This is a genomic window from Streptosporangium sp. NPDC051022 (assembly GCF_040683035.1).
GTDB lineage: Bacteria > Actinomycetota > Actinomycetes > Streptosporangiales > Streptosporangiaceae > Streptosporangium.
In genome coordinates this window covers 702,796-719,510 of the sequence record NZ_JBFBCF010000001.1, presented here as the reverse complement: position 1 = coordinate 719,510, position 16,715 = coordinate 702,796, and the positions used below count along the sequence as shown (strand labels likewise).

19 protein-coding genes are annotated in these 16,715 nt (G+C 67.8%); 5 read left to right on the top strand and 14 right to left on the bottom strand.

The features are described from left to right. Nucleotides 1–73 precede the first annotated feature (73 nt). The 7 genes from tgmC to AB0N02_RS03405 all read right to left on the bottom strand — a co-directional run bounded on the left by tgmC (nt 74) and on the right by AB0N02_RS03405 (nt 4,660). Nucleotides 74–1,213 (bottom strand): ATP-grasp peptide maturase system methyltransferase, encoded by a 1,140-nt coding sequence (gene tgmC / locus AB0N02_RS03435; protein WP_363942128.1) that lies wholly within the window; start codon nt 1,211–1,213, stop codon nt 74–76. Further along, on the bottom strand, nt 1,210–2,169 hold the full coding sequence (tgmB, locus tag AB0N02_RS03430) for an ATP-grasp ribosomal peptide maturase (protein WP_363942509.1): 960 nt from the start codon (nt 2,167–2,169) through the stop codon (nt 1,210–1,212). Before tgmB ends, tgmC begins: the two co-directional genes overlap by 4 nt. Nucleotides 2,170–2,197: 28 nt before the next feature. Continuing rightward, nucleotides 2,198–2,500 (bottom strand): putative ATP-grasp-modified RiPP, encoded by a 303-nt coding sequence (gene tgmA, locus AB0N02_RS03425; protein WP_363942126.1) that lies wholly within the window; start codon nt 2,498–2,500, stop codon nt 2,198–2,200. A 63-nt stretch (nt 2,501–2,563) separates the two neighbouring features. Continuing rightward, nucleotides 2,564–3,415, bottom strand: a complete 852-nt coding sequence (locus AB0N02_RS03420; RefSeq protein ID WP_363942123.1) for a helix-turn-helix transcriptional regulator — start codon at nt 3,413–3,415, stop codon at nt 2,564–2,566. A 16-nt stretch (nt 3,416–3,431) separates the two neighbouring features. Then, nucleotides 3,432–3,944, bottom strand: coding sequence for a DUF6879 family protein (locus tag AB0N02_RS03415; protein ID WP_363942507.1), 513 nt, complete (start codon nt 3,942–3,944; stop codon nt 3,432–3,434). Further along, nucleotides 3,925–4,164: a hypothetical protein gene (locus AB0N02_RS03410; protein WP_363942120.1), complete on the bottom strand. Its 240-nt coding sequence runs from the start codon at nt 4,162–4,164 to the stop codon at nt 3,925–3,927. Before AB0N02_RS03410 ends, AB0N02_RS03415 begins: the two co-directional genes overlap by 20 nt. 280 nt (nt 4,165–4,444) lie before the next feature. Then, nucleotides 4,445–4,660, bottom strand: coding sequence for a DUF397 domain-containing protein (locus AB0N02_RS03405; RefSeq protein ID WP_363942118.1), 216 nt, complete (start codon nt 4,658–4,660; stop codon nt 4,445–4,447). 231 nt (nt 4,661–4,891) lie between these two features. Between AB0N02_RS03405 and AB0N02_RS03400 the strand changes: the two genes are divergently transcribed. Then, nucleotides 4,892–5,245, top strand: coding sequence for a VOC family protein (locus tag AB0N02_RS03400; RefSeq protein WP_363942115.1), 354 nt, complete (start codon nt 4,892–4,894; stop codon nt 5,243–5,245). A gap of 232 nt (nt 5,246–5,477) precedes the next feature. Here the strand turns inward: AB0N02_RS03400 and AB0N02_RS03395 are convergent, their stop codons facing one another. Beyond that, entirely contained in the window at nt 5,478–5,693 is a 216-nt protein-coding gene (locus AB0N02_RS03395) for a DUF397 domain-containing protein (protein WP_363942113.1), read from the bottom strand. Then, the gene (locus tag AB0N02_RS03390; RefSeq protein ID WP_363942111.1) at nt 5,678–6,529 is read right to left on the bottom strand and encodes a helix-turn-helix transcriptional regulator; all 852 of its coding nucleotides are present in this window, start codon (nt 6,527–6,529) and stop codon (nt 5,678–5,680) included. Before AB0N02_RS03390 ends, AB0N02_RS03395 begins: the two co-directional genes overlap by 16 nt. A 124-nt stretch (nt 6,530–6,653) precedes the next feature. Here AB0N02_RS03390 and AB0N02_RS03385 point away from each other — a divergent pair, with 124 nt between their 5' ends. Then, complete coding sequence (locus AB0N02_RS03385; RefSeq protein WP_363942108.1) at nt 6,654–7,121, top strand: ATP-binding protein; 468 nt, start codon at nt 6,654–6,656, stop codon at nt 7,119–7,121. Nucleotides 7,122–7,260: 139 nt separating this feature from the next. Here the strand turns inward: AB0N02_RS03385 and AB0N02_RS03380 are convergent, their stop codons facing one another. Next, entirely contained in the window at nt 7,261–7,863 is a 603-nt protein-coding gene (locus AB0N02_RS03380; RefSeq protein ID WP_363942106.1) for an ATP-dependent Clp protease proteolytic subunit, read from the bottom strand. Nucleotides 7,864–7,928: 65 nt separating this feature from the next. Between AB0N02_RS03380 and AB0N02_RS03375 the strand changes: the two genes are divergently transcribed. Further along, complete coding sequence (locus AB0N02_RS03375; protein ID WP_363942104.1) at nt 7,929–8,222, top strand: type II toxin-antitoxin system Phd/YefM family antitoxin; 294 nt, start codon at nt 7,929–7,931, stop codon at nt 8,220–8,222. On the opposite strand, the gene AB0N02_RS03370 is transcribed toward AB0N02_RS03375, so the two are convergent. The 3 genes from AB0N02_RS03370 to AB0N02_RS03360 form a co-directional block, all read right to left on the bottom strand. Then, complete coding sequence (locus tag AB0N02_RS03370; RefSeq protein WP_363942102.1) at nt 8,219–9,961, bottom strand: glycerol-3-phosphate dehydrogenase/oxidase; 1,743 nt, start codon at nt 9,959–9,961, stop codon at nt 8,219–8,221. The two genes, AB0N02_RS03375 and AB0N02_RS03370, sit on opposite strands and share 4 nt — an antisense overlap. 92 nt (nt 9,962–10,053) lie before the next feature. Next, nucleotides 10,054–11,112: a hypothetical protein gene (locus AB0N02_RS03365; protein WP_363942099.1), complete on the bottom strand. Its 1,059-nt coding sequence runs from the start codon at nt 11,110–11,112 to the stop codon at nt 10,054–10,056. A 237-nt stretch (nt 11,113–11,349) separates the two neighbouring features. Further along, complete coding sequence (locus tag AB0N02_RS03360) at nt 11,350–12,483, bottom strand: hypothetical protein (RefSeq protein WP_363942096.1); 1,134 nt, start codon at nt 12,481–12,483, stop codon at nt 11,350–11,352. Nucleotides 12,484–12,704: 221 nt separating this feature from the next. Between AB0N02_RS03360 and AB0N02_RS03355 the strand changes: the two genes are divergently transcribed. Both AB0N02_RS03355 and AB0N02_RS03350 read left to right on the top strand, forming a co-directional pair. Continuing rightward, nucleotides 12,705–13,175, top strand: coding sequence for a hypothetical protein (locus AB0N02_RS03355; RefSeq protein ID WP_363942093.1), 471 nt, complete (start codon nt 12,705–12,707; stop codon nt 13,173–13,175). A 5-nt stretch (nt 13,176–13,180) separates the two neighbouring features. After that, complete coding sequence (locus AB0N02_RS03350) at nt 13,181–16,042, top strand: M48 family metalloprotease (RefSeq protein ID WP_363942090.1); 2,862 nt, start codon at nt 13,181–13,183, stop codon at nt 16,040–16,042. Here AB0N02_RS03350 and AB0N02_RS03345 read toward each other — a convergent pair. Then, nucleotides 16,039–16,644 (bottom strand): GNAT family N-acetyltransferase, encoded by a 606-nt coding sequence (locus tag AB0N02_RS03345; RefSeq protein ID WP_363942088.1) that lies wholly within the window; start codon nt 16,642–16,644, stop codon nt 16,039–16,041. The two genes, AB0N02_RS03350 and AB0N02_RS03345, sit on opposite strands and share 4 nt — an antisense overlap. Nucleotides 16,645–16,715: the final 71 nt, after the last annotated feature.

The following is a 16,715-nucleotide window of genomic DNA, read 5'->3' as shown; positions in this document are numbered from 1 at the left end:
CGAAGAGCCTTCAAACGTGCCGAGGGTGGGCTCATGCCGTACGTCGCGCCGTAACGCCGACGTCGTTCTTCAGTTATCCGGTCAATGAAGAGGCAGGCAGGTCCCAGCGTGGGCCGTCGGGTTCGCCCAGCCAGACGTACTGGTGATCGGGGGTGACCGTGAGCCCGAACCCCGACTGGTGAGGACGCCCCGCTCCCTCCCAGATCAGAATGACCTCCTCGACCGCGTCCCACAGCCTGACCAGCCCGTGCTGTCGCGCTGTCCATCCCCCCTCAGGCGACGGCCTGACCTCGGCCTCCGAGCCGGTGGCCACATCGTGCAACGAGAGAAGGCTGTCTTCGACCCATCCGTACAGTGCATGGGGGATGGCGAGCTGGGCAACGAAAAGTCCCGTGTCGTCCTTCAACAGTGCAGGATCTATCCGGCTGGCGCCCCCTTCTCCACGGCCGAGCCCGTGTTCCCTGTAGGGCGGCAGGTGAGGCCGGGCGGTCATGAAGTACACGTTGTCTCTGACGAAACGCCCGCTGGCCGAACCGTCCTTGGCAACCTGAAGATGCGCGAACGCTACGCCGTCCAGCCATCCCCGCATGGGGGCGGTGATCGTCCCGCCTGCCCGGACCTGCCGCAGCCAAGCGAGCGGGATGGTGCGTACCGCGCAGGTGGCTATCAGCCGATCGTAAAGCGCGTTGGCTTCATACCCGAGCAGACCATCACCTTCGATGAGTGTTGGTGTGTACCCGGCCTCGGTGATCGCTTTTCTCGCGCGAGTGGCGATCACCGGGTCATACTCGATGGAGGTGACGACCTCCGACCCCAGTCGGCTACACATCAGCGCGGTGGAGTAGCCCGTTCCCGTGCCGATCTCCAGCACCCGGTCACCTTCGCCGATCCCGGCCGTCTCCAGCATCTGTACGACGAGCCCCGGGAAGGTGGAGGAGGAGGTGGGCCGCATGAACATCACCGGTTCGGTGGCGTCCTCGGCCAGCACGCCGTTGATCTGGGTCGCCCAGGTCTCGTCGGTGTAGACGAGGGCGAGCCAGTCGTCAGAGTTCATCTCGGAGCGGTGCGCGGGAACCCAGCCGTGTTCGGGTTCGTGCCGGTAGACGGCCTTGCCCAGGAAAAGTTCGCGAGGCACCTCCTCCAGCGCCGAGCGCCAGGCCACAGAGCCGATCGCGTCGGCCAGTTCGCGGCGCAGTTCGGCTGCCAGGTTCATACGAACCATCCCTCCAGCAGGGTGTCGGCGAAAGCGTCGGCTATCGCGTCGGAATCGGGAAGCCAGCCCCACTGTCCATTCGGGTTGCATTCGACGAAGGTCCACCGATAGGGCTCGTTCGCATCGTCGGTCTCTTCGAGGGCGAAGTCGAAACAGCCGAAGACGAGGCCGAAACTGTCGAGATAGACACGTAGCGCCTCCGCGACCTGCGAGGGAACGGGGATGGAGGCGTGCACGAGGGTGTCCCAGTCGCCGCGGCGCCAGTCGAGGGCGCCGTCCGGGGAGATTATCTGGCTGGCGAACAGGCGTGGGCCGACAACCGTCACCCTGGCGTCACTGTGCTTGGGCACCTCCGCCTGGAACAGATGGGCGGTGACCGTGATGGACTCATCCAGGTCGGCGGGCTCGACCCGCTGAGTCCAGATCGCTTTGGCCTCATTATTCGGGCCGGAGGGAACTCCCCGGAACGACTTGTAGATCATCGGGGTGTGCCCTGCTGCGAACGTATCGGCCGCGTCGAGATCGTTGGTGATCAAGGTCGTCGGTACCGTGAACCCCGCCTGCGCGGCCACCTGCAACTGCGCCGGTTTGAACTCACTCATGCCGATGGTGGTCGGGTGGTTGACGTAGCGGCAGTTCGGCAGATTGAGAAGCAGCCCATTCAGGCCGTGCCTGGCCTCGGCAGTAGCGAAGGCACGTGCTTGCGGCTCCAGGTCCTCAAACCGCCAGGAAGACGGGCGCCGGTAGTAAACCGCCCGCACATGCTCCAAGGCAATGTCCCGGCTCGGGGTGCGCAGCCGTCCGGACCAGTGCGCTGCGTTTTCCCTCAGGTGGGCACTGAACAGCAGGTCGGGCCCCACGTCGGCGGGGTCGACGCGGGTGACCGGTACCCGGCGCTCGTTCAGCGCCTCGATGACCAGGTTGGCGGTGACGTCCTCCTTTGAGGTGATCACCATCACACCGCCGCTCTCAGATCGCGTCATGTCAGTCGCTGCCCTCGTCGTTTCTGGTGTCGTCTCCTCCCTGAGGCGCGTTCTGCGAGCCGTCCTCGGGTCGGGACATGGTGACCGTGAGGTACGCCCTGCTGGTTCCCTCCCTGCTCATATCAACGAGCGTCCCCTGCGCGTCGTAGAAGCGCGTGAGCTGACTGACCGGGTCGAGTTCGGTCGTCGCGTACGGCTGCGGTATCTGCGTCAGATGCTTGGTCGCTCGCTTCAAGCCCCAAGGCATCGCCACCGTCATTTCTGAGCGGTCTTCGTCGAACTGTGCAGCGGTCTCGGCTGTCATGACCTCGACGCTAGGACCAGCGATTTCATGGGCTCAACGAACTTGTACGAACTTGTAAGCCGGTTATGCGAGCCTGCCTATCGCCGTCTCGATCAGCGCCCGCGCCTCATCGCCATGTACCGCGGCCGACCCCAGGTCTTGGAAACACTTCACGTACAGTGCCACCTCGTGAGGCTGCGTGATAGTCACCGCGGCAGAGACAAGCTCGATGAAGACCTGCGATTCGTCATATATCGAGAACGTTTCGGTCGGCCGCTGAAGACGCGACCTATTGAGCGGAATGATGCCGAGGGACAGGTTTTGCTGCTTCATACCGGTCAGGAGGTGGCGAAGCTGCTCAAGCATCACCTCATCGCCGCCCATGAACCTGTTGTGCAGGACTTGTTCCTCGATGAGCATCGCGCAGCGACGAGTATCGTCCTTCAGGTAACGGCGACGGGCCACCCGAGCTTGGACCGCCTCCTCGATGTCGCCGGCCGAGGCCCGGTGGAAGTCGTTGAAGCGGGTCATGACAGACCGCATGTAGTCCGGTGTCTGCAAAGGCCATGGGACGACGCCCGCGCAGTAGAAGCGGAACAGGCGCGTCTCCTCATACAGCGACAGCCGCAGCTCTTGCATGCGCTTCTGGCTGCGCTGAACCCTGCGCCATTCCACGTAGGCATTGTTGGCGTTACGGGAGGCCGCGATGAGGTTGGGGATCTCCTCTGGGACGCCGCAGACCGTGCACCAGGTACGGATGTCCGCATCGCTGGGAGGCGTGCGCGCGTGGATGAGCCGAGAGCACTTGGTCTCATCCCATCCAGCCTGCCGAGCCAGTGCCCGAGCGGTCAGGCCGGAATCGCGAAGGATCTCTCGAAGCCTGTCGGCGATGAGTTGCCGAGCCTGCCGGGCACTGGACGACGGTGAAGTGGCCACGTTCGGAGAACCGAGGTCAGGCCGGCCGGTAGTCCTCGTGGTCGATGGCCCGCTCCCATACGGCCTCGAAGGCCGCGGAGCAGAGCTTGGCCTCGGCGGGGTCCTCGCTCAACTCGTAGCCGGTGGGCTCACCGTCCCCGCTTTGAAAGATCCAGCAGATCAGGCCGTCGTCGAACTGCCAGAAGTCGCAACCAGGGACCGCGATGTCTCGCGCCCGCGGTCGGGGAAACCAGCGGACCTGTTCGCCGGCCACCAGATTGGTGAACGGTGTGACCTGGTTCTCGTAGCGGATGTAGTCGCTGACCGGCTCTGAAACCACTCGTGCACGACGGAACGAAACACCACGCTCCACATGCTCCTTCACCAGGTCAATCCATGGGAGCCAGAAGTCGAACCGTGAGATCTCATCCAGGGACACACCTTGCTGCCACGCCGTGAATCCTCGGCTCTGGCCGTATGTATCACGCAACTCCAGATGAGTGACCGAGCGCTGGGTCTTCGCGAACAGCTCAGCCAAAGTCTGGATCATTGCCACCGCACGCCTCCCACAATGCCTTCCTCAGCTCTTTCGGTACCCGAAAGGCCCGCTCGTGGGGTTCGATGTGACTCACCTCCTGGATCGCAGTGAGTATCTCGGGGTCCTCCACGGGCCAGCCCACGATGACGAGACTGCCATCAGCCTCGTCAAGGTGCACCGAAGGGCAGCTTTCCTGCTCACTACCGCCCTTACCGTAGAACCGTAGCGCCATGTCGCTCTCCTGACCTCCGAACATGCGCGGACTTGCACGCCACTGCGAGCCTGAGTGACAGGACTACGACCGTCAAGCGTGTCGCATAAAACCAAATTGATACGTCCCTATTTGAGACCAATTGAAGGAGGAAAAGAACCTTCCCTGCCCAGGGGATTTTCCAGACCCTTATCCACGGCAGTCGTCCAGCGGCGGCTTGGCCTGAACGTCGCGGGAGCGGGCGGACGTAAAGGCCTTGGCGGCGATGCCGCTGAAGGCTTCACGTCTACAGGCACCGGGGTCAGTCGAAGTGGCCGTCCTTGACGCTTTCGACGAAGGCGGCCCACTCACCGGGGGCGAAGACCAACGCCGGACCGGACCTGTCCTTGCTGTCACGGACACCGACCCGGCCCTGGGCCAGCCTGGCGACCTCCACGCAGTTACCTTCGTTCGCCCCTGACAGGGAGGACTTCACCCAGGTGGCGGTAGCGAGCTCACGGCTCAGCAGGGGGTTCATCAGATTCTTCTCCTTGCCTCTCGGCACGAATCGACTCGCACCGTAGATGCGCCGGACGCGCCGGTTCCACACTCGTCGGCATGGTGAGATGTCCGTACGCGCGCCGATGGAGAAGTAACACGCCAGAGGAAGCGAGCGACCGTACCGCCTCCGAACAGGCTGACCAACGAGTTCCTCCGCGTTTGAGGCAAAGTGCGAATCGGGCGATTTCGGTCCTGGCAAGATGGCGGCATGGAACGTGTGCTTGGAATCGGCGGATATTTCATGAGGGCCGCCGACCCCGTGGCCCTGGGTGCGTGGTACCGCGATTGCCTGGGCCTGGATGCCGATGAGAACGGCATGTGGCGTCAGGAAGCCGGGGTGACGGTGTTCGCGACTTTCGAGTCCGAGACCGATTACCTCGGTTCCCGTGCCCAGCAGGCGATGCTCAACTTCCGAGTCCGCGACCTGGATGCGATGCTCGCGCAACTGCGCGCCAAGGGGGCGGACGTGGCCGAGGAGACTCAGGATATGGAGGGTGTCGGCCGGTTCGGCTGGGTCACCGATCCTGAGGGCAATCGGGTCGAGCTGTGGCAGCCCAGCTGACGGTGTCTTCGCGCAGGCGGTGACGTGCTGGTGGCCGGCTGGGTTGCTGAGGTGGAACCTTGGCAGGCCCGCGCGGCCATGCCCCAACCCGTACTCGTTTACCTCACGGCCGGCTGAGTCGTTCAACCCACACCACGTCGGTATGCCCCGGCCCCAATCGCGGGGAGGCCGTAAGAGGAAGACCCCGGCAGTCTCAGCTGTCGGGGTCTTCACCGTTCCGCTCCGCGACGGTTCAGCCGAAGTGGCCGTCCTTGACGCTTTCGACGAAGGCCGCCCACTCACCAGAAGCGAAGACCAACGCCGGACCAGACCTGTTCTTACTGTCACGGACACCAACCCGGCCCCCAACCAGCCTGGCAACCTCCACACAGTTGCCACCATTCGGCCCCGAGAGCGACGACTTCACCCACACGGCGTCACACAGTTCGCGATTCAGCAGCGGGTCCATTGGGCTCTCTTCTCCTCGATTATGGCCAGCGAACTACTTTTCGACGCGCTTTCGGCCCGGATCGCCTCGTACCACATGAGTATTGTTTTCACGTCCTCAGGATCGTCCACGGTTTCTCCCCGCAAAGAGGACTCCAAGTACACGGTATCCGGAAGACCGGGGCCCTGCGCAACCACGAATGCGCCCAGTACGCCGGTCATGCACCGCGCATCGTGGGGAAGCACTTGAATGGCCACGGCGGGGTGCTGCGCAAGCTCAAGCAGATGATCGAGCTGCTCGACCATGACTTCGCTGTCACCGACAGGCCTAATCAAGACCCCCTCATCGAGGACCACCCAGAACATGGGCGGATCATCCCGATCGAGGATCTTCTGGCGTTCAAGGCGAGTCGCCAGATCCTTGTCTAGGATCTCTGGCGATATCTTCGGCCTCCCACTCAGGATTGCCCTGGCGTATTTCGGTGTCTGTAGCAGGCCGGGCACGATGATCGGCTCCCAGGTGCGCAGGCTTTCGGCATTCTGCTCGATCTCAACCCACTCGCGGAACCATGGAGGAATCTTGGTGGCCATGTTGTCGATCATCGCCTTGAGACGTCCAAGTGCTCCTTCGAGTTCGAGTGCCTCATCACACCTGTTGACAAAATCATCGGTAGGTGGCCTTTTTCCGGTTTCGGTCATGCTGACCAAACCGTACGAATACCCGATCCTGCTCGCCAGCGCCGTCTGGGACAGCCCTGCGGCCGTACGGTATTTGCGCAGCTCGTAGCCAAAGTAGGCGCTCGGGGACAGCGCCGGGTCGAGCTCCTTGGGGCCGGGCACCGCAACCACCTCCGTCATTTAAGACACGGTTTAACAAAACCGTTGACCACCCTTTCAAGCCGTTCGACTACCGACTGTAGCCATGCACTGCCATCCTGGTCAGGCGAATCCGAAAAGACGGATGACCAGATAAGGGAAAGCCATGGATCTTGAGGAGTCCTGTGTAGAAAGTCGCTGGACACTCCTGGGCGCGGCAACGTTCGATCTCGCGCCGGAAGTCGTTTCGCAGGCGCGTGCCCGCTTGCGCGAATGGCTGGGAACCGAACACCCGGCTTATGAAAGGACCGAGCTGGTGGTCTCCGAGCTCGTGGCCAACTCGGTCGTCCACTCCACGAGAGGCAGGCCGTACGGAAACAAGGTGACTCTGACCGTCACCTCCTCCGAGGACCGGATATACGTTCAGGTGATCGATCCCGGCGGGCCGCCGTGGAATCCGGTCGTGCCCGATGAAATACCGATCGACCAGGAGAACGGTCGCGGTCTCTGGCTGGTCGCCCGGCATTCCCGTAGCTGGGGTGTGCGGGATTACGGCTCGCTCGGCCGGGCCGTTTGGGCCGTTCTGGACGTCATTCCCGTCACGGGAACGGAAACGGAAGACGAGAACGTCTGACCTTCACGCCCTCCCGGCCACGGTGTTCCCCCGACACCGTGACGCCCGCCTCCGGCTCCCCACGATGGGGCGGGCCGGGAGAGTGGAGGCCCCGGCGCCACCCCCGGCGCCGGGGCCTCCACGCACAACCCATCGGGACCTACTTGCGCGAGGCGGCCATCGCGTCGGCGAAGCCGTAGGCGATGGCCTCGTCGGCGTCGAGGACCTTGTCCCGCTCAAGGTCACGCCGGACGCGCTCCTCGCTCTGTCCGGTGTGCCCGGCGAGCAGTGTCTCCATGAGCGTCCGCGCACGCAAGATCTCCCGGGCGTGGACCTCCAGGTCGCTGTACTGCCCCCGCCCCTCGCTGGAGGGCTGGCGAACGAGGACGCGCGAGCGCGGCAGAACCATCCGCTTTCCGGGGGTTCCGGCCGCCAGCAGGACGGCGGCGGCGGAGGCGGCCTGGCCCATGCAGACGGTCTCCACATCCGAGGCGACGTGTTGCATGGTGTCGTAGATCGCCATCATCGCGGTGAACGAGCCGCCGGGAGAGTTGATGTAGAGCGAGATGTCCCGCTCGGGGTTGTCGTAATCGAGATAGAGCATCTGCGCCATCACGTCGTTGGCGCTGGTGTCGTCGATGGGGGCGCCCAGAAAGATGATCCGCCCGGCCAGGAGCTTGGAGTAGGGATCCATCACGATCGTGCCGTGGCCAGTCCTCTCAATAACCTCTGGCAGGACATATCGGCCGATTGGGTTGATCATGAGCGCCTCCGTTCTGTACAGAATATACAGAACGTACACTACATACAGAATGCTATGTTGGAGTCATGGCGGAAGAGATCCCTGTCACGCAAGCTCGCGCCGACTTCGCCGAGCTGGTGAACCGCGCCGCGTACGGCGGGGAGCGCATCGTGATGACCCGGCACGGAAAACCCATCGTGGCCCTGGTCCCGGCCGCCGACCTCGAACGGCTGGAGAGCATGGAACGGCAGCCCCCGGAGACGATCACCCGTCTGGGGGCCGCGACCTACACCGTTGAGCCCCAGCCGGCCGAGCCCCGCCGCATCGGCATCGCCGCGGAGTACCGGCGGCAGCCGGGCAAGCCCGACGGACCCCGCTAGAGGCGGTCCGGGCCGGGGACCGCCACCGGGACGATCTCGGGGGCGCCCAGGCGGATGGCGTCGGCCTCCTGGTCGGTGTCCTGTTCCTGGGAGAGCCGCTCGGCCTCGATCCGCTTGGCGTAGTACTCCACCTCGCGCTTGATCTGCTCGTCGTCCCAGTCCAGCGGCCCGGCGAGCAGTTCGGCCACCTCCTCGGCCACCCCCACCCCCCGGTGGAAGGTCTCGATCGAGATGTGCGTGCGCCGGGACAGCACGTCGTTCAGGTGCCGCGCGCCCTCGTGGGTGGCCGCGTAGACGACCTCCGCCCTGAGATAGTCGTCCGCCCCGGCCAGCGGGAGCGCCAGGGACGGGTCCGCCTCGATCAGCGAGATGACCTCGTCGATCAGCGAGCCGTACCTCTGCAGCAGGTGCTCGATCCGCGCCACGTGCAGCCCCGACGACTGGGCCAGCCGCTGCCGGGAGTTCCACAGCGCCTGGTAGCCCTCCGCCCCCGCCAGCGGGATCCTGTCGGTGCACGACGGCGGAACCCGCTGGTCGAGCCCGTGGGCCACCGCGTCCACCGCGTCCCGCGCCATGACGCGGTACGTCGTGTACTTCCCCCCGGCCACCATGACCAGCCCCGGCACCGGATGGGCGACCACGTGCTCGCGGGAGAGCTTGGAGGTCTCCTCCGACTCCCCGGACAGCAGCGGCCGCAGCCCGGCGTAGACGCCCTCGACGTCGTCGTGGGACAGCGGGACCGACAACACCTCGTTGACGTGTTCGAGCACGTAGTCGATGTCCGAACGGGAGGCGGCGGGGTGGGCCCTGTCCAGGTCCCAGCGGGTGTCGGTGGTACCGATGATCCAGTGGCGCCCCCAGGGGATCACGAAGAGCACCGACTTCTCGGTCCGCAGGATGATCCCGGTGAGCGAGTGGATCCTGTCCCGTGGGACGACCAGGTGGACCCCCTTCGAGGCGCGGACGTGGATCTGCCCGCGTCCTCCGACCAGTTCCTGGATGTCGTCGGTCCACACCCCGGTGGCGTTGACGACCTGCCGGGCCCGCACGTCCAGCTCGGTCCCGCTCTCCAGGTCGCGCACCCTGACCCCGGTGACCCGCTCCCCCTCCCGCAGGAAGCCGACCACCTGGGCCCGTGACGCGACGTACGCCCCGTAGGTCGAGGCGGTCCGCAGCATGGTCATCACGTAGCGCGCGTCGTCCACCTGGGCGTCCCAGTACTGCACCGCCCCGGAGAACGCGGTACGGCGCAGCGCGGGCACGAGCCGTAACGCCCTCCTGCGCGACAGATGCCGGTGCCCCGGCACACCCCGGGTGAACCCGAAGGAGAAGCCCAGCGAGTCGTACATCACCAGGCCCGCGCCGACGTATGGCCGCTCCCAGCCGAGATGGGTCAGCGGGAACAGGAAGGGCACCGGCCTGACCAGGTGCGGGGCCACCCGCTGCAGCAGCAGGGACCGCTCCTGGAGTGCCTCCCTGACGAGGTCGAAGTTGAGCTGCTCCAGATAGCGCAGCCCGCCGTGGATCAGCTTGGACGATCTCGACGAGGTTCCCGAGGCGAAGTCGCGGGCCTCCAGCAGCCCGACGCTCAGCCCCCGTGTCGCCGCGTCGAGCGCCACCCCGGAGCCGACGACACCACCTCCGATCACCACCACGTCGAGCTCCTGATCGGCCATCTGCGTCAGTGCGGCGGCCCGCTCGGCAGGGCCGAGCCGCGCCGCGCCCATTCGCGCCGTCATGTGCAACCCCCTGGGGTACGGGTCACCGGCTTGCACCAGATATGTACCCCTTCAGCCCGACCGTTACTACTGGCGGGTAGCCATGGGCTCCGTCAGCCGGGTGTTCCCGGCGGGGAACTGCGGTTCAGGACGTCGAGCGGGTTCGCGGGCGCGGCGGGGTCGGCCAGCGAGGCCAGCTCGTTGCGCACCAGGAGCTGCTGGGCCAGCATGACCGGGCCGTCGGGCTTGACGGTCAGGACGGCGCGGTACACCGTACGGTCGCCCGAGCGCACCTCGTCGTGTGTGATCGTCTCGGCCAGCTCCCCCAGCGGCCTGCCGCCGACCTTCGCGGCCGTGGTGAACCGCTCGGTGAACGTCTTGCCCACCTCCGCGACACGCGGCAGCACGCACACCACGTCGACCGCCTTGTCCGCCGTGCTCGCGGGCCTGCGCAGGCCGACGCCGTACAGGATCACCCCGCCCGGCTGCGCGGGAGCCGTGACGACGGCGGCGACGACGTCGCCGAGGCAGTCGGCGACCGCGGCGTGGTCCGGACTGTCGGCGAGGGAGGACCCGGCGCCCAGCCCCGCCGCGACGGGCTCCGCCGCGGATCCCGCCACCAGCGCGGAGTCCGTCACCACCACCTGGTTGAGCTGGTTCATCAGTCCCAGTCCGGCCTGCGGGCCGGTCATGTCGATCTTGTTGTCCTCGCCCAGGGAGAGCCCCTCCTGCCCGCCGATCTCCCGGGGCTTGGCGCCCAGCGCGGTCAGTTTGGCGCGGATGTCCGCGGAGTCCAGGCTGCCCTCGACGCGGATGGCCGTCTTGGGCGGAACACCGAAGACGGCGCCCCGGTCGGCGGCGAACACGTTGACGCCGGTCGGCCCGGTGAGCCTGCTCGCGTTGACGCCGAGGTCGCCGAAGCCCGCCGTGACGACGGACAGCCAGCGCCGATCCTTGCCGGGACCACCCTCGGTGACCACCCCGAGGCTCCGCCAGTGCGCCATGTCACCGTATTCGAGGTAACCGGCCGCCGGACCGGCGGCGTCCAGGCTCGCCATCACCTGGCGCAGTCCGCCCGCCTCCGCCGTACCCGCCTTCCCCGGGTCGCCCGCACCGCCGCAGCCCGCCAGGGCCAGCCCCGCCACCGCCAGAGTCCATCCGAGAGCACGCATGTCCAGGACCATAGTCACGCGGGCGGCCGGGAACCTCACCCGCGAGAGTGATCCGGACGGGGGGTATCCGCCCCTGGGCGGAGCGCGGACACACCGAAAGTTGCACCGGACGCCGGGCACGGCCGCTCAAGAACGCTCAGGCCGTTCAGGGACGTCGAGGGATGTCCAGGGACGTTGAGGGACGCCTCACGGAGGTTCGGGCCGCTCGGCCCGCTCAGGGGCGAGCCGCGCGTCCGCTCACGGGACGGAGAGCCCCCACAGGCGTTCGACCCCCAGCCCGCTGACGAGCAGGCGCTCCTTGGCGTTGCTGAGGAGGTCGGCGGTCCAGGTGGTGAACCCGCCGTCGCCGAGGTTGACGGTCTCCCCCTCCGGGGTGATGGCGTTGATCTCGAAGCAGGCGCCGGTGTAGTAGCCGCGGCCTCTCTCGCGTCCGTCGTCGAAGGCGAAGATGACGCCGGGATGCCTGGGGGCGAGGTGGTCCAGGACGCGTTCGCGCAGCACCTGGCGGTGCCGTCCGCCGGTCAGGTCGGTGACGGCCACGCGCACCGACGAGGCGTGGGGGCCGAGCGCGCGGGCCTTCTCGACGACGTCGAGGTGGAGGCCGACGTGCTCGGCGAGGGCCTCCGTCTCGAAATCGAACGAACCCTCGTCGCGACCGGCGGTGCACAGCCCCAGCAGCTTGAAGTGCGCCATCATGCCGGGGCCGAAGACCTGCGCGCGCAGGACGCGGTGCGTGGTGCCGAGCCGTACCCGCTGCCGTGAACGGGGGTCGGCCCGCAGCAGCTCCCGGCGGCGGACGGCGCATTCGAGGGCCATGACGTTGGTCGCGTCCGCGACGACCTCGGTGTTGCGGATCGTCGTCAGCACCTTGTTCTGGTCCACGGTCGCCACGGCCGAGTTGGTGCCGAGCGGGCAGACGGGCGACAGCTCGACGGCGGCGAACCCGTGCCGGGTCAGCTGGTCGTGCATCAGGACGTCCAGACGCACCAGAACCCCCGCGTCCACCGGCGAAAGCGCGGTGAAACGGTCGCGTTCGTACTGCCGGAGCAGGCCGCCGGGCGTGACGGCCGACACGCGGCGGCGGTAGACGGCCAGCAGCAGCGTCTGCAGGTCGGCCGGGGAGAGCCGTTCGGCCAGCGCGTCCAGCAGCCCCGGCGTGGCGCCCTCCCGCAGGATCCGGCCGAGCCAGGGGTCGGACACCTCGTCCCCGGCCCGTTCCGCGCCGGTCACGAAGCCGTCCACACCGTCCGGGGAACGCCCCACACCGTCCCGGGAACGACCCGCGCCGCTCCCGGGGCGCCCCTCGCCTGGCCCGGACAGGTCCACGTCAAGCTCGGGCCGGCCCGTGTCGAGCCCGGACGTATCACTCATCGCCCCATCGTGGCGTACCGCGAAGCGCCACCGCACCGGATTTCCCCCTTCCTCCCCCTCGATCCCGTCATCCCCGTCGCGGGATCACGACCATTACCCTCCGTGCCCGCACTCCCTCCCCAAGTGATCGAAGGCGAATTAGTATTGGTATCCCGTGTGCAGGAAGGCAGGCGGCTGGCGTGGCCTCGTACGCACCGCGAGACTCAGGGAACCGGCCCGTCGTGCGGGAAGTCGTCCGCGACGTCGTGGCCGAAGTGGCCCCCGAGGAGCTCCCCCTGGTCAGGGCGCTGAGCTTGGTCGGGCACCATACGGTGGTGCGCCGCCTCAGACGCAGGAGATCCCGTAGAGAGCCACTGGGCTTCGGGCTGGAGGAGGCCGGCGCGCTCGTCACGACGGTGCTCTGGCTCGTCCTCGACGAGGCCGTGGGCGGCGCGGTCGGCGCCGCGGTCGACAGGGCGGGACGGCGGGCCGCGCGCCGCCTGCGGACCCTGCTGCGCAGACCCGACCCCGACCCCGTGGTCCCGGCGCTGACCAGGGAGCAGCTGAACGCGGTGCACGCGCACGCGCACAGACTCTCCACAGAGGCGGGATTGCCGACCGAGCGCGCCGTTCAGGTCGCCGACAGCCTCGTCGCCCGGCTCGCCCTCGACTCCCCGCGAGAGCTCCCCCCTCTCCAGAGTCCGGAAGGGTGACGCCGGTGACCGGAGACGATCGCGAGACCGGCACCGGCACCACCCCTCACGGCGACGCCCCCACTCCCCCGGGGGACGCCTCCATTCCTTCCGGAACCACACTCCGTTTCATTCTGCTGGTCCTGCTCCTGCTGGCCGGCACCGCCTGGATGGCCGGGGACACCCTCCTGCCCATCACGGGGGGCGGCAGGGGCTACGAGCCGGTGTGCATGCTGGCCGCCGGAGTCGACCCCGAAGGGTCGTCGCTGAGCAACATCGGGGCCATGAACCTGAACGAGGAGGCCCTGAAGGCCTGTGCGGACCGGTTCGGGAGGAAAACGGAGTGGCCTCTCGTGGTCATGGCCGCCGCGGTGGTGGTGTCCGCCGCGGTGCTGTACTTCCTCCTGCCCGTCTGGAAGTCACGCAGGGGCCGGGCCGTACCGATCGACGAGGTCGCCGGGGACGAGGAGCTCAGCCGCCTGCTGCGGGAGCTGGCCGGACGCGCGGGTGTGAGGAACGTCCGGTTCTCGATGGACCCCGCCGCCGCGACGGCCAGTGCGGTGGCCTTCGGCCGCCCCGGCCACTACACCGTGCGGTTGCATGGCGGGCTGGTGGCGCGCAGGCACTCCGACCCCGACGGGTTCGAGGCCGTGGTCCTGCACGAGCTGGCGCACGTGCGCAGCGGTGACGTCCGCCTCGCGTACGCGACGACCGCGCTGTGGCGCGTCTTCTTCGTGGCCGTGCTGCTGCCCTACGCCGTTTTCAAGATCCAGAGACTGTTCACCGGAGCCGTCTTCCACCCGGACACGATGTTCTTCGCTGGGTCGGTGCCGGTCCTGTCACGGGAACTCGTCCTGTCGCTCGTCCTGACGGCCCTGATCACTCTCGCCCGCGCCGACTTGCTGAGGAACCGGGAGTTCCACGCCGACCTGGCGGCGGTGCGGTGGGGGGCGTCCCCGTCCGTGTGGGCCAGGCCCGTCGAGAACGACCGGGCGCGCGGTTCCCGGCGGGCGATCGGCGACCTGTGGCGGACGCACCCGCGCTGGGCGCGGCGCCTGAGCTCGCTGGACGACCCCTCCTCGCTGTTCGGCTCACCGGTCCTGGTGATGCTGCTGACGGGGATCGCCGCCCTCCTGACCCTGACCATGCTGCCCACACTGCTGATCGTGCTCGGCCTGCCGGGCGCGGCGGCGGAGCCGGTGAGCGTCCTGTGCGTCGCTGGATTCGTCGCGGGCATCGTCACGACGGCGCTGGCCCCTCCGACGGCCCACGCCGTGGCCACCGGGCGGCCGGTGCCCTCCGGGCTGTACGCCGGACTGGCACTCGGGGCCGGGCTGCTCGCCGCCGCTCTCCTGCCCGAGCGGATCGACGGGCACATGTGGCTGCCCACGAAACCCGCCGGGCTGCTCGTCCTGCCGGTCGTGGCGGCCGTCGTCTGCTGGTGGACCGCCGAGTGCGCCGAGCTGTGGATCAGGACCCGTCGTGGCCGCCCGCTCCGGCCCGTGCTGCTGGCCGGGACGGCTGCGACCTGGATCGTCCTGGCTCTCTGGCTGACCTGGTGGGAAAGCAACGGTCAGCTACTGATCAGTGACGCGCAACCCTCGCTCGACGTCTCGGTGGACCTGTTGCAGTCCATCGTCGGGACGGCCGCACCGGGCAGGGCACCGCTCCTCGCGATCAACATCCTGATGCTCCATACCGTCGGCGTCGACGACTTCCCGCTCTGGCTGGTCGCCGGTGGACTGCTGTGGCTCTACCCCCTCCTGGCCCTGGCCTGGCGCCCCGAACCGGCCGAGGAGCGTCCCTCTCTGCGACGGCTCACGGGAGCGGCGATCGTGGGAGCCGCGCTCTGCTGGGTCGCGGAGCTCGCCGCCATGGCCTACATCCACTCGTGGCGGCCGTCCGCCTCCCCCCCACAGACGGGCACGGCGACCGTCCTGTGGATTCTGATGCTCGCCGCGGTGACCGTGGGAAGCGCCGCGGCCGCGGCCCTGGTCGCTTCGACCGCGCGTCGCCACCGGATGTCCATGGCGCTGATCGCCGCGGGCATCGCGTCTCTGCTCTCGCTGGGCGGCGTCTGGCTCATCGGGTCCTTCGACGGATGTCTGGGGCCGCTGAACGCGCTCTCGTACGTCTGCGTCTGGAAGCCGGGACCGTCGGCGATGTTCGTCGGTTCGGTGGCCGTGCCGTACCTGCTCGGCCTGATCACGCCGGTCGCGGCCCTGACGGTCCTGCTCGTCGGCCCCTGGGGGAACCGCCCGCATGCCGCCGGACGGTGGACGGCACGGAGCGGCGGGGGCCGGGGCTCCCGCTTCGCGGTGGCCGCGATCGTCTCGGCGGCCGTGGCCGTGACCGTCCTGCCGTTCCGTACCCTGCCGGAGTCCTCCCCGACGCAGAGCGCCTCCTCTCTCCAGAAGTTCAAGGACGCCACGGTGCGATCCATACGTCCCCCCTCCTCTCCCGTGGTTCGGAGCCTGCAGCTGGCCGCGTGGCTCATACGTGGCGGCGGCGAGCTGACACTCCAGATCTTCAAGGACTTCTCCGCCCTGGGAAGGTTGCTCGCGGAGAAGGGCACAGTCCCTGACGACCGGTTCTGGAAGGAGATCCCCGACCGCGCAACCCCGCACCTGAGGTCCATCCTGGGAGGCGTCGAGCGGGCCGGACACTACTTCACCGTCCCCGGCGCGCGGGAACACCGACTCTGGACCGAGTTGCTGGCGAACGTGAAACGGGACGCGACCGCGTGCGCGGACGCTCTGGAGCAAGGGGATCCGAAGGCCCTCGGAGAGGCGTTCCACCGGTTCACGGCGACCATGGACCGGCTGGAGACGTTCTTCAGGCGGATGATGACGACCGCGTCCGAGGCCACCAAGGGCGTGCCGCATTAGGCGGGTGGCGCCCCGTCGGCTCCATGTCCGGGCCCGTCTTCACCCGACCGCCGGTCGAGCTCGGTCAGCTCGTACTCGACCTCGCCGTGCTCCGACCCCTCGATGGGATGCGGCCAGTCCTCGTGGAAGGTGCGGACATGGCTCAGGCCCGACTTCTCCATCACCCGGCGGGAGGCGGTGTTGACCGCCATCGTCTGCGCCATGACGCGCCGCACGCCGAGTTCGGTGAACCCCCTGTGGATCAGGGCGCGTGCCCCCTCGGTGGCGTAGCCCCGTCCCCAGAAGCGCCTGTGCAGCCGGTATCCGAGCTCGACCTCCCCGGGACCTTCGCCGTCCAGGGGCCGGAACTCGAACCAGCCGACGAACTCACCGCCGTCCCTCTCCTCCGCGGCCCAGAAACCGGGGTCCGCGAAACGGTCGTAGCGGCGGAGGAAGCGGGGCAGGACCTCGTCGCGGACCGTGTCCCGGGAGGTCGGGACGCCTCCGTTGAGGAAGCGCATGACCTCGGGATCGTTGTGCAGTTCCAGCAGGCGGTCCACGTTCGCCTCGGTCTCGGTGAACCGGCGGAGCGTCAGCCGGGCGGTCGTCAGGAGGATCTCCATGTCCCGATCCTCCCGGCGGCGGCGCGGCCCTCCAACCGGTTTCCCGGCGTCTTCCCTCCCCGCGTCTTATT

Coding starts and splice junctions, on each gene's coding strand:
- AB0N02_RS03365 (WP_363942099.1), bottom strand. CDS start 11,112: ATGCGTGCTCTCGGATGGACTCTGGCGGTGGCGGGGCTGGCCCTGGCG.
- AB0N02_RS03390 (WP_363942111.1), bottom strand. CDS start 6,529: ATGACGGAGGTGGTTGCGGTGCCCGGCCCCAAGGAGCTCGACCCGGCG.
- tgmC (WP_363942128.1), bottom strand. CDS start 1,213: ATGAACCTGGCAGCCGAACTGCGCCGCGAACTGGCCGACGCGATCGGC.
- AB0N02_RS03360 (WP_363942096.1), bottom strand. CDS start 12,483: ATGAGTGATACGTCCGGGCTCGACACGGGCCGGCCCGAGCTTGACGTG.
- AB0N02_RS03405 (WP_363942118.1), bottom strand. CDS start 4,660: ATGAACCCCCTGCTGAGCCGTGAGCTCGCTACCGCCACCTGGGTGAAG.
- AB0N02_RS03385 (WP_363942108.1), top strand. CDS start 6,654: ATGGATCTTGAGGAGTCCTGTGTAGAAAGTCGCTGGACACTCCTGGGC.
- AB0N02_RS03375 (WP_363942104.1), top strand. CDS start 7,929: ATGGCGGAAGAGATCCCTGTCACGCAAGCTCGCGCCGACTTCGCCGAG.
- AB0N02_RS03395 (WP_363942113.1), bottom strand. CDS start 5,693: ATGGACCCGCTGCTGAATCGCGAACTGTGTGACGCCGTGTGGGTGAAG.
- AB0N02_RS03345 (WP_363942088.1), bottom strand. CDS start 16,644: ATGGAGATCCTCCTGACGACCGCCCGGCTGACGCTCCGCCGGTTCACC.
- AB0N02_RS03370 (WP_363942102.1), bottom strand. CDS start 9,961: ATGACGGCGCGAATGGGCGCGGCGCGGCTCGGCCCTGCCGAGCGGGCC.
- AB0N02_RS03415 (WP_363942507.1), bottom strand. CDS start 3,944: ATGATCCAGACTTTGGCTGAGCTGTTCGCGAAGACCCAGCGCTCGGTC.
- tgmB (WP_363942509.1), bottom strand. CDS start 2,169: ATGGTGATCACCTCAAAGGAGGACGTCACCGCCAACCTGGTCATCGAG.
- AB0N02_RS03400 (WP_363942115.1), top strand. CDS start 4,892: ATGGAACGTGTGCTTGGAATCGGCGGATATTTCATGAGGGCCGCCGAC.
- AB0N02_RS03380 (WP_363942106.1), bottom strand. CDS start 7,863: ATGATCAACCCAATCGGCCGATATGTCCTGCCAGAGGTTATTGAGAGG.
- tgmA (WP_363942126.1), bottom strand. CDS start 2,500: ATGACAGCCGAGACCGCTGCACAGTTCGACGAAGACCGCTCAGAAATG.
- AB0N02_RS03410 (WP_363942120.1), bottom strand. CDS start 4,164: ATGGCGCTACGGTTCTACGGTAAGGGCGGTAGTGAGCAGGAAAGCTGC.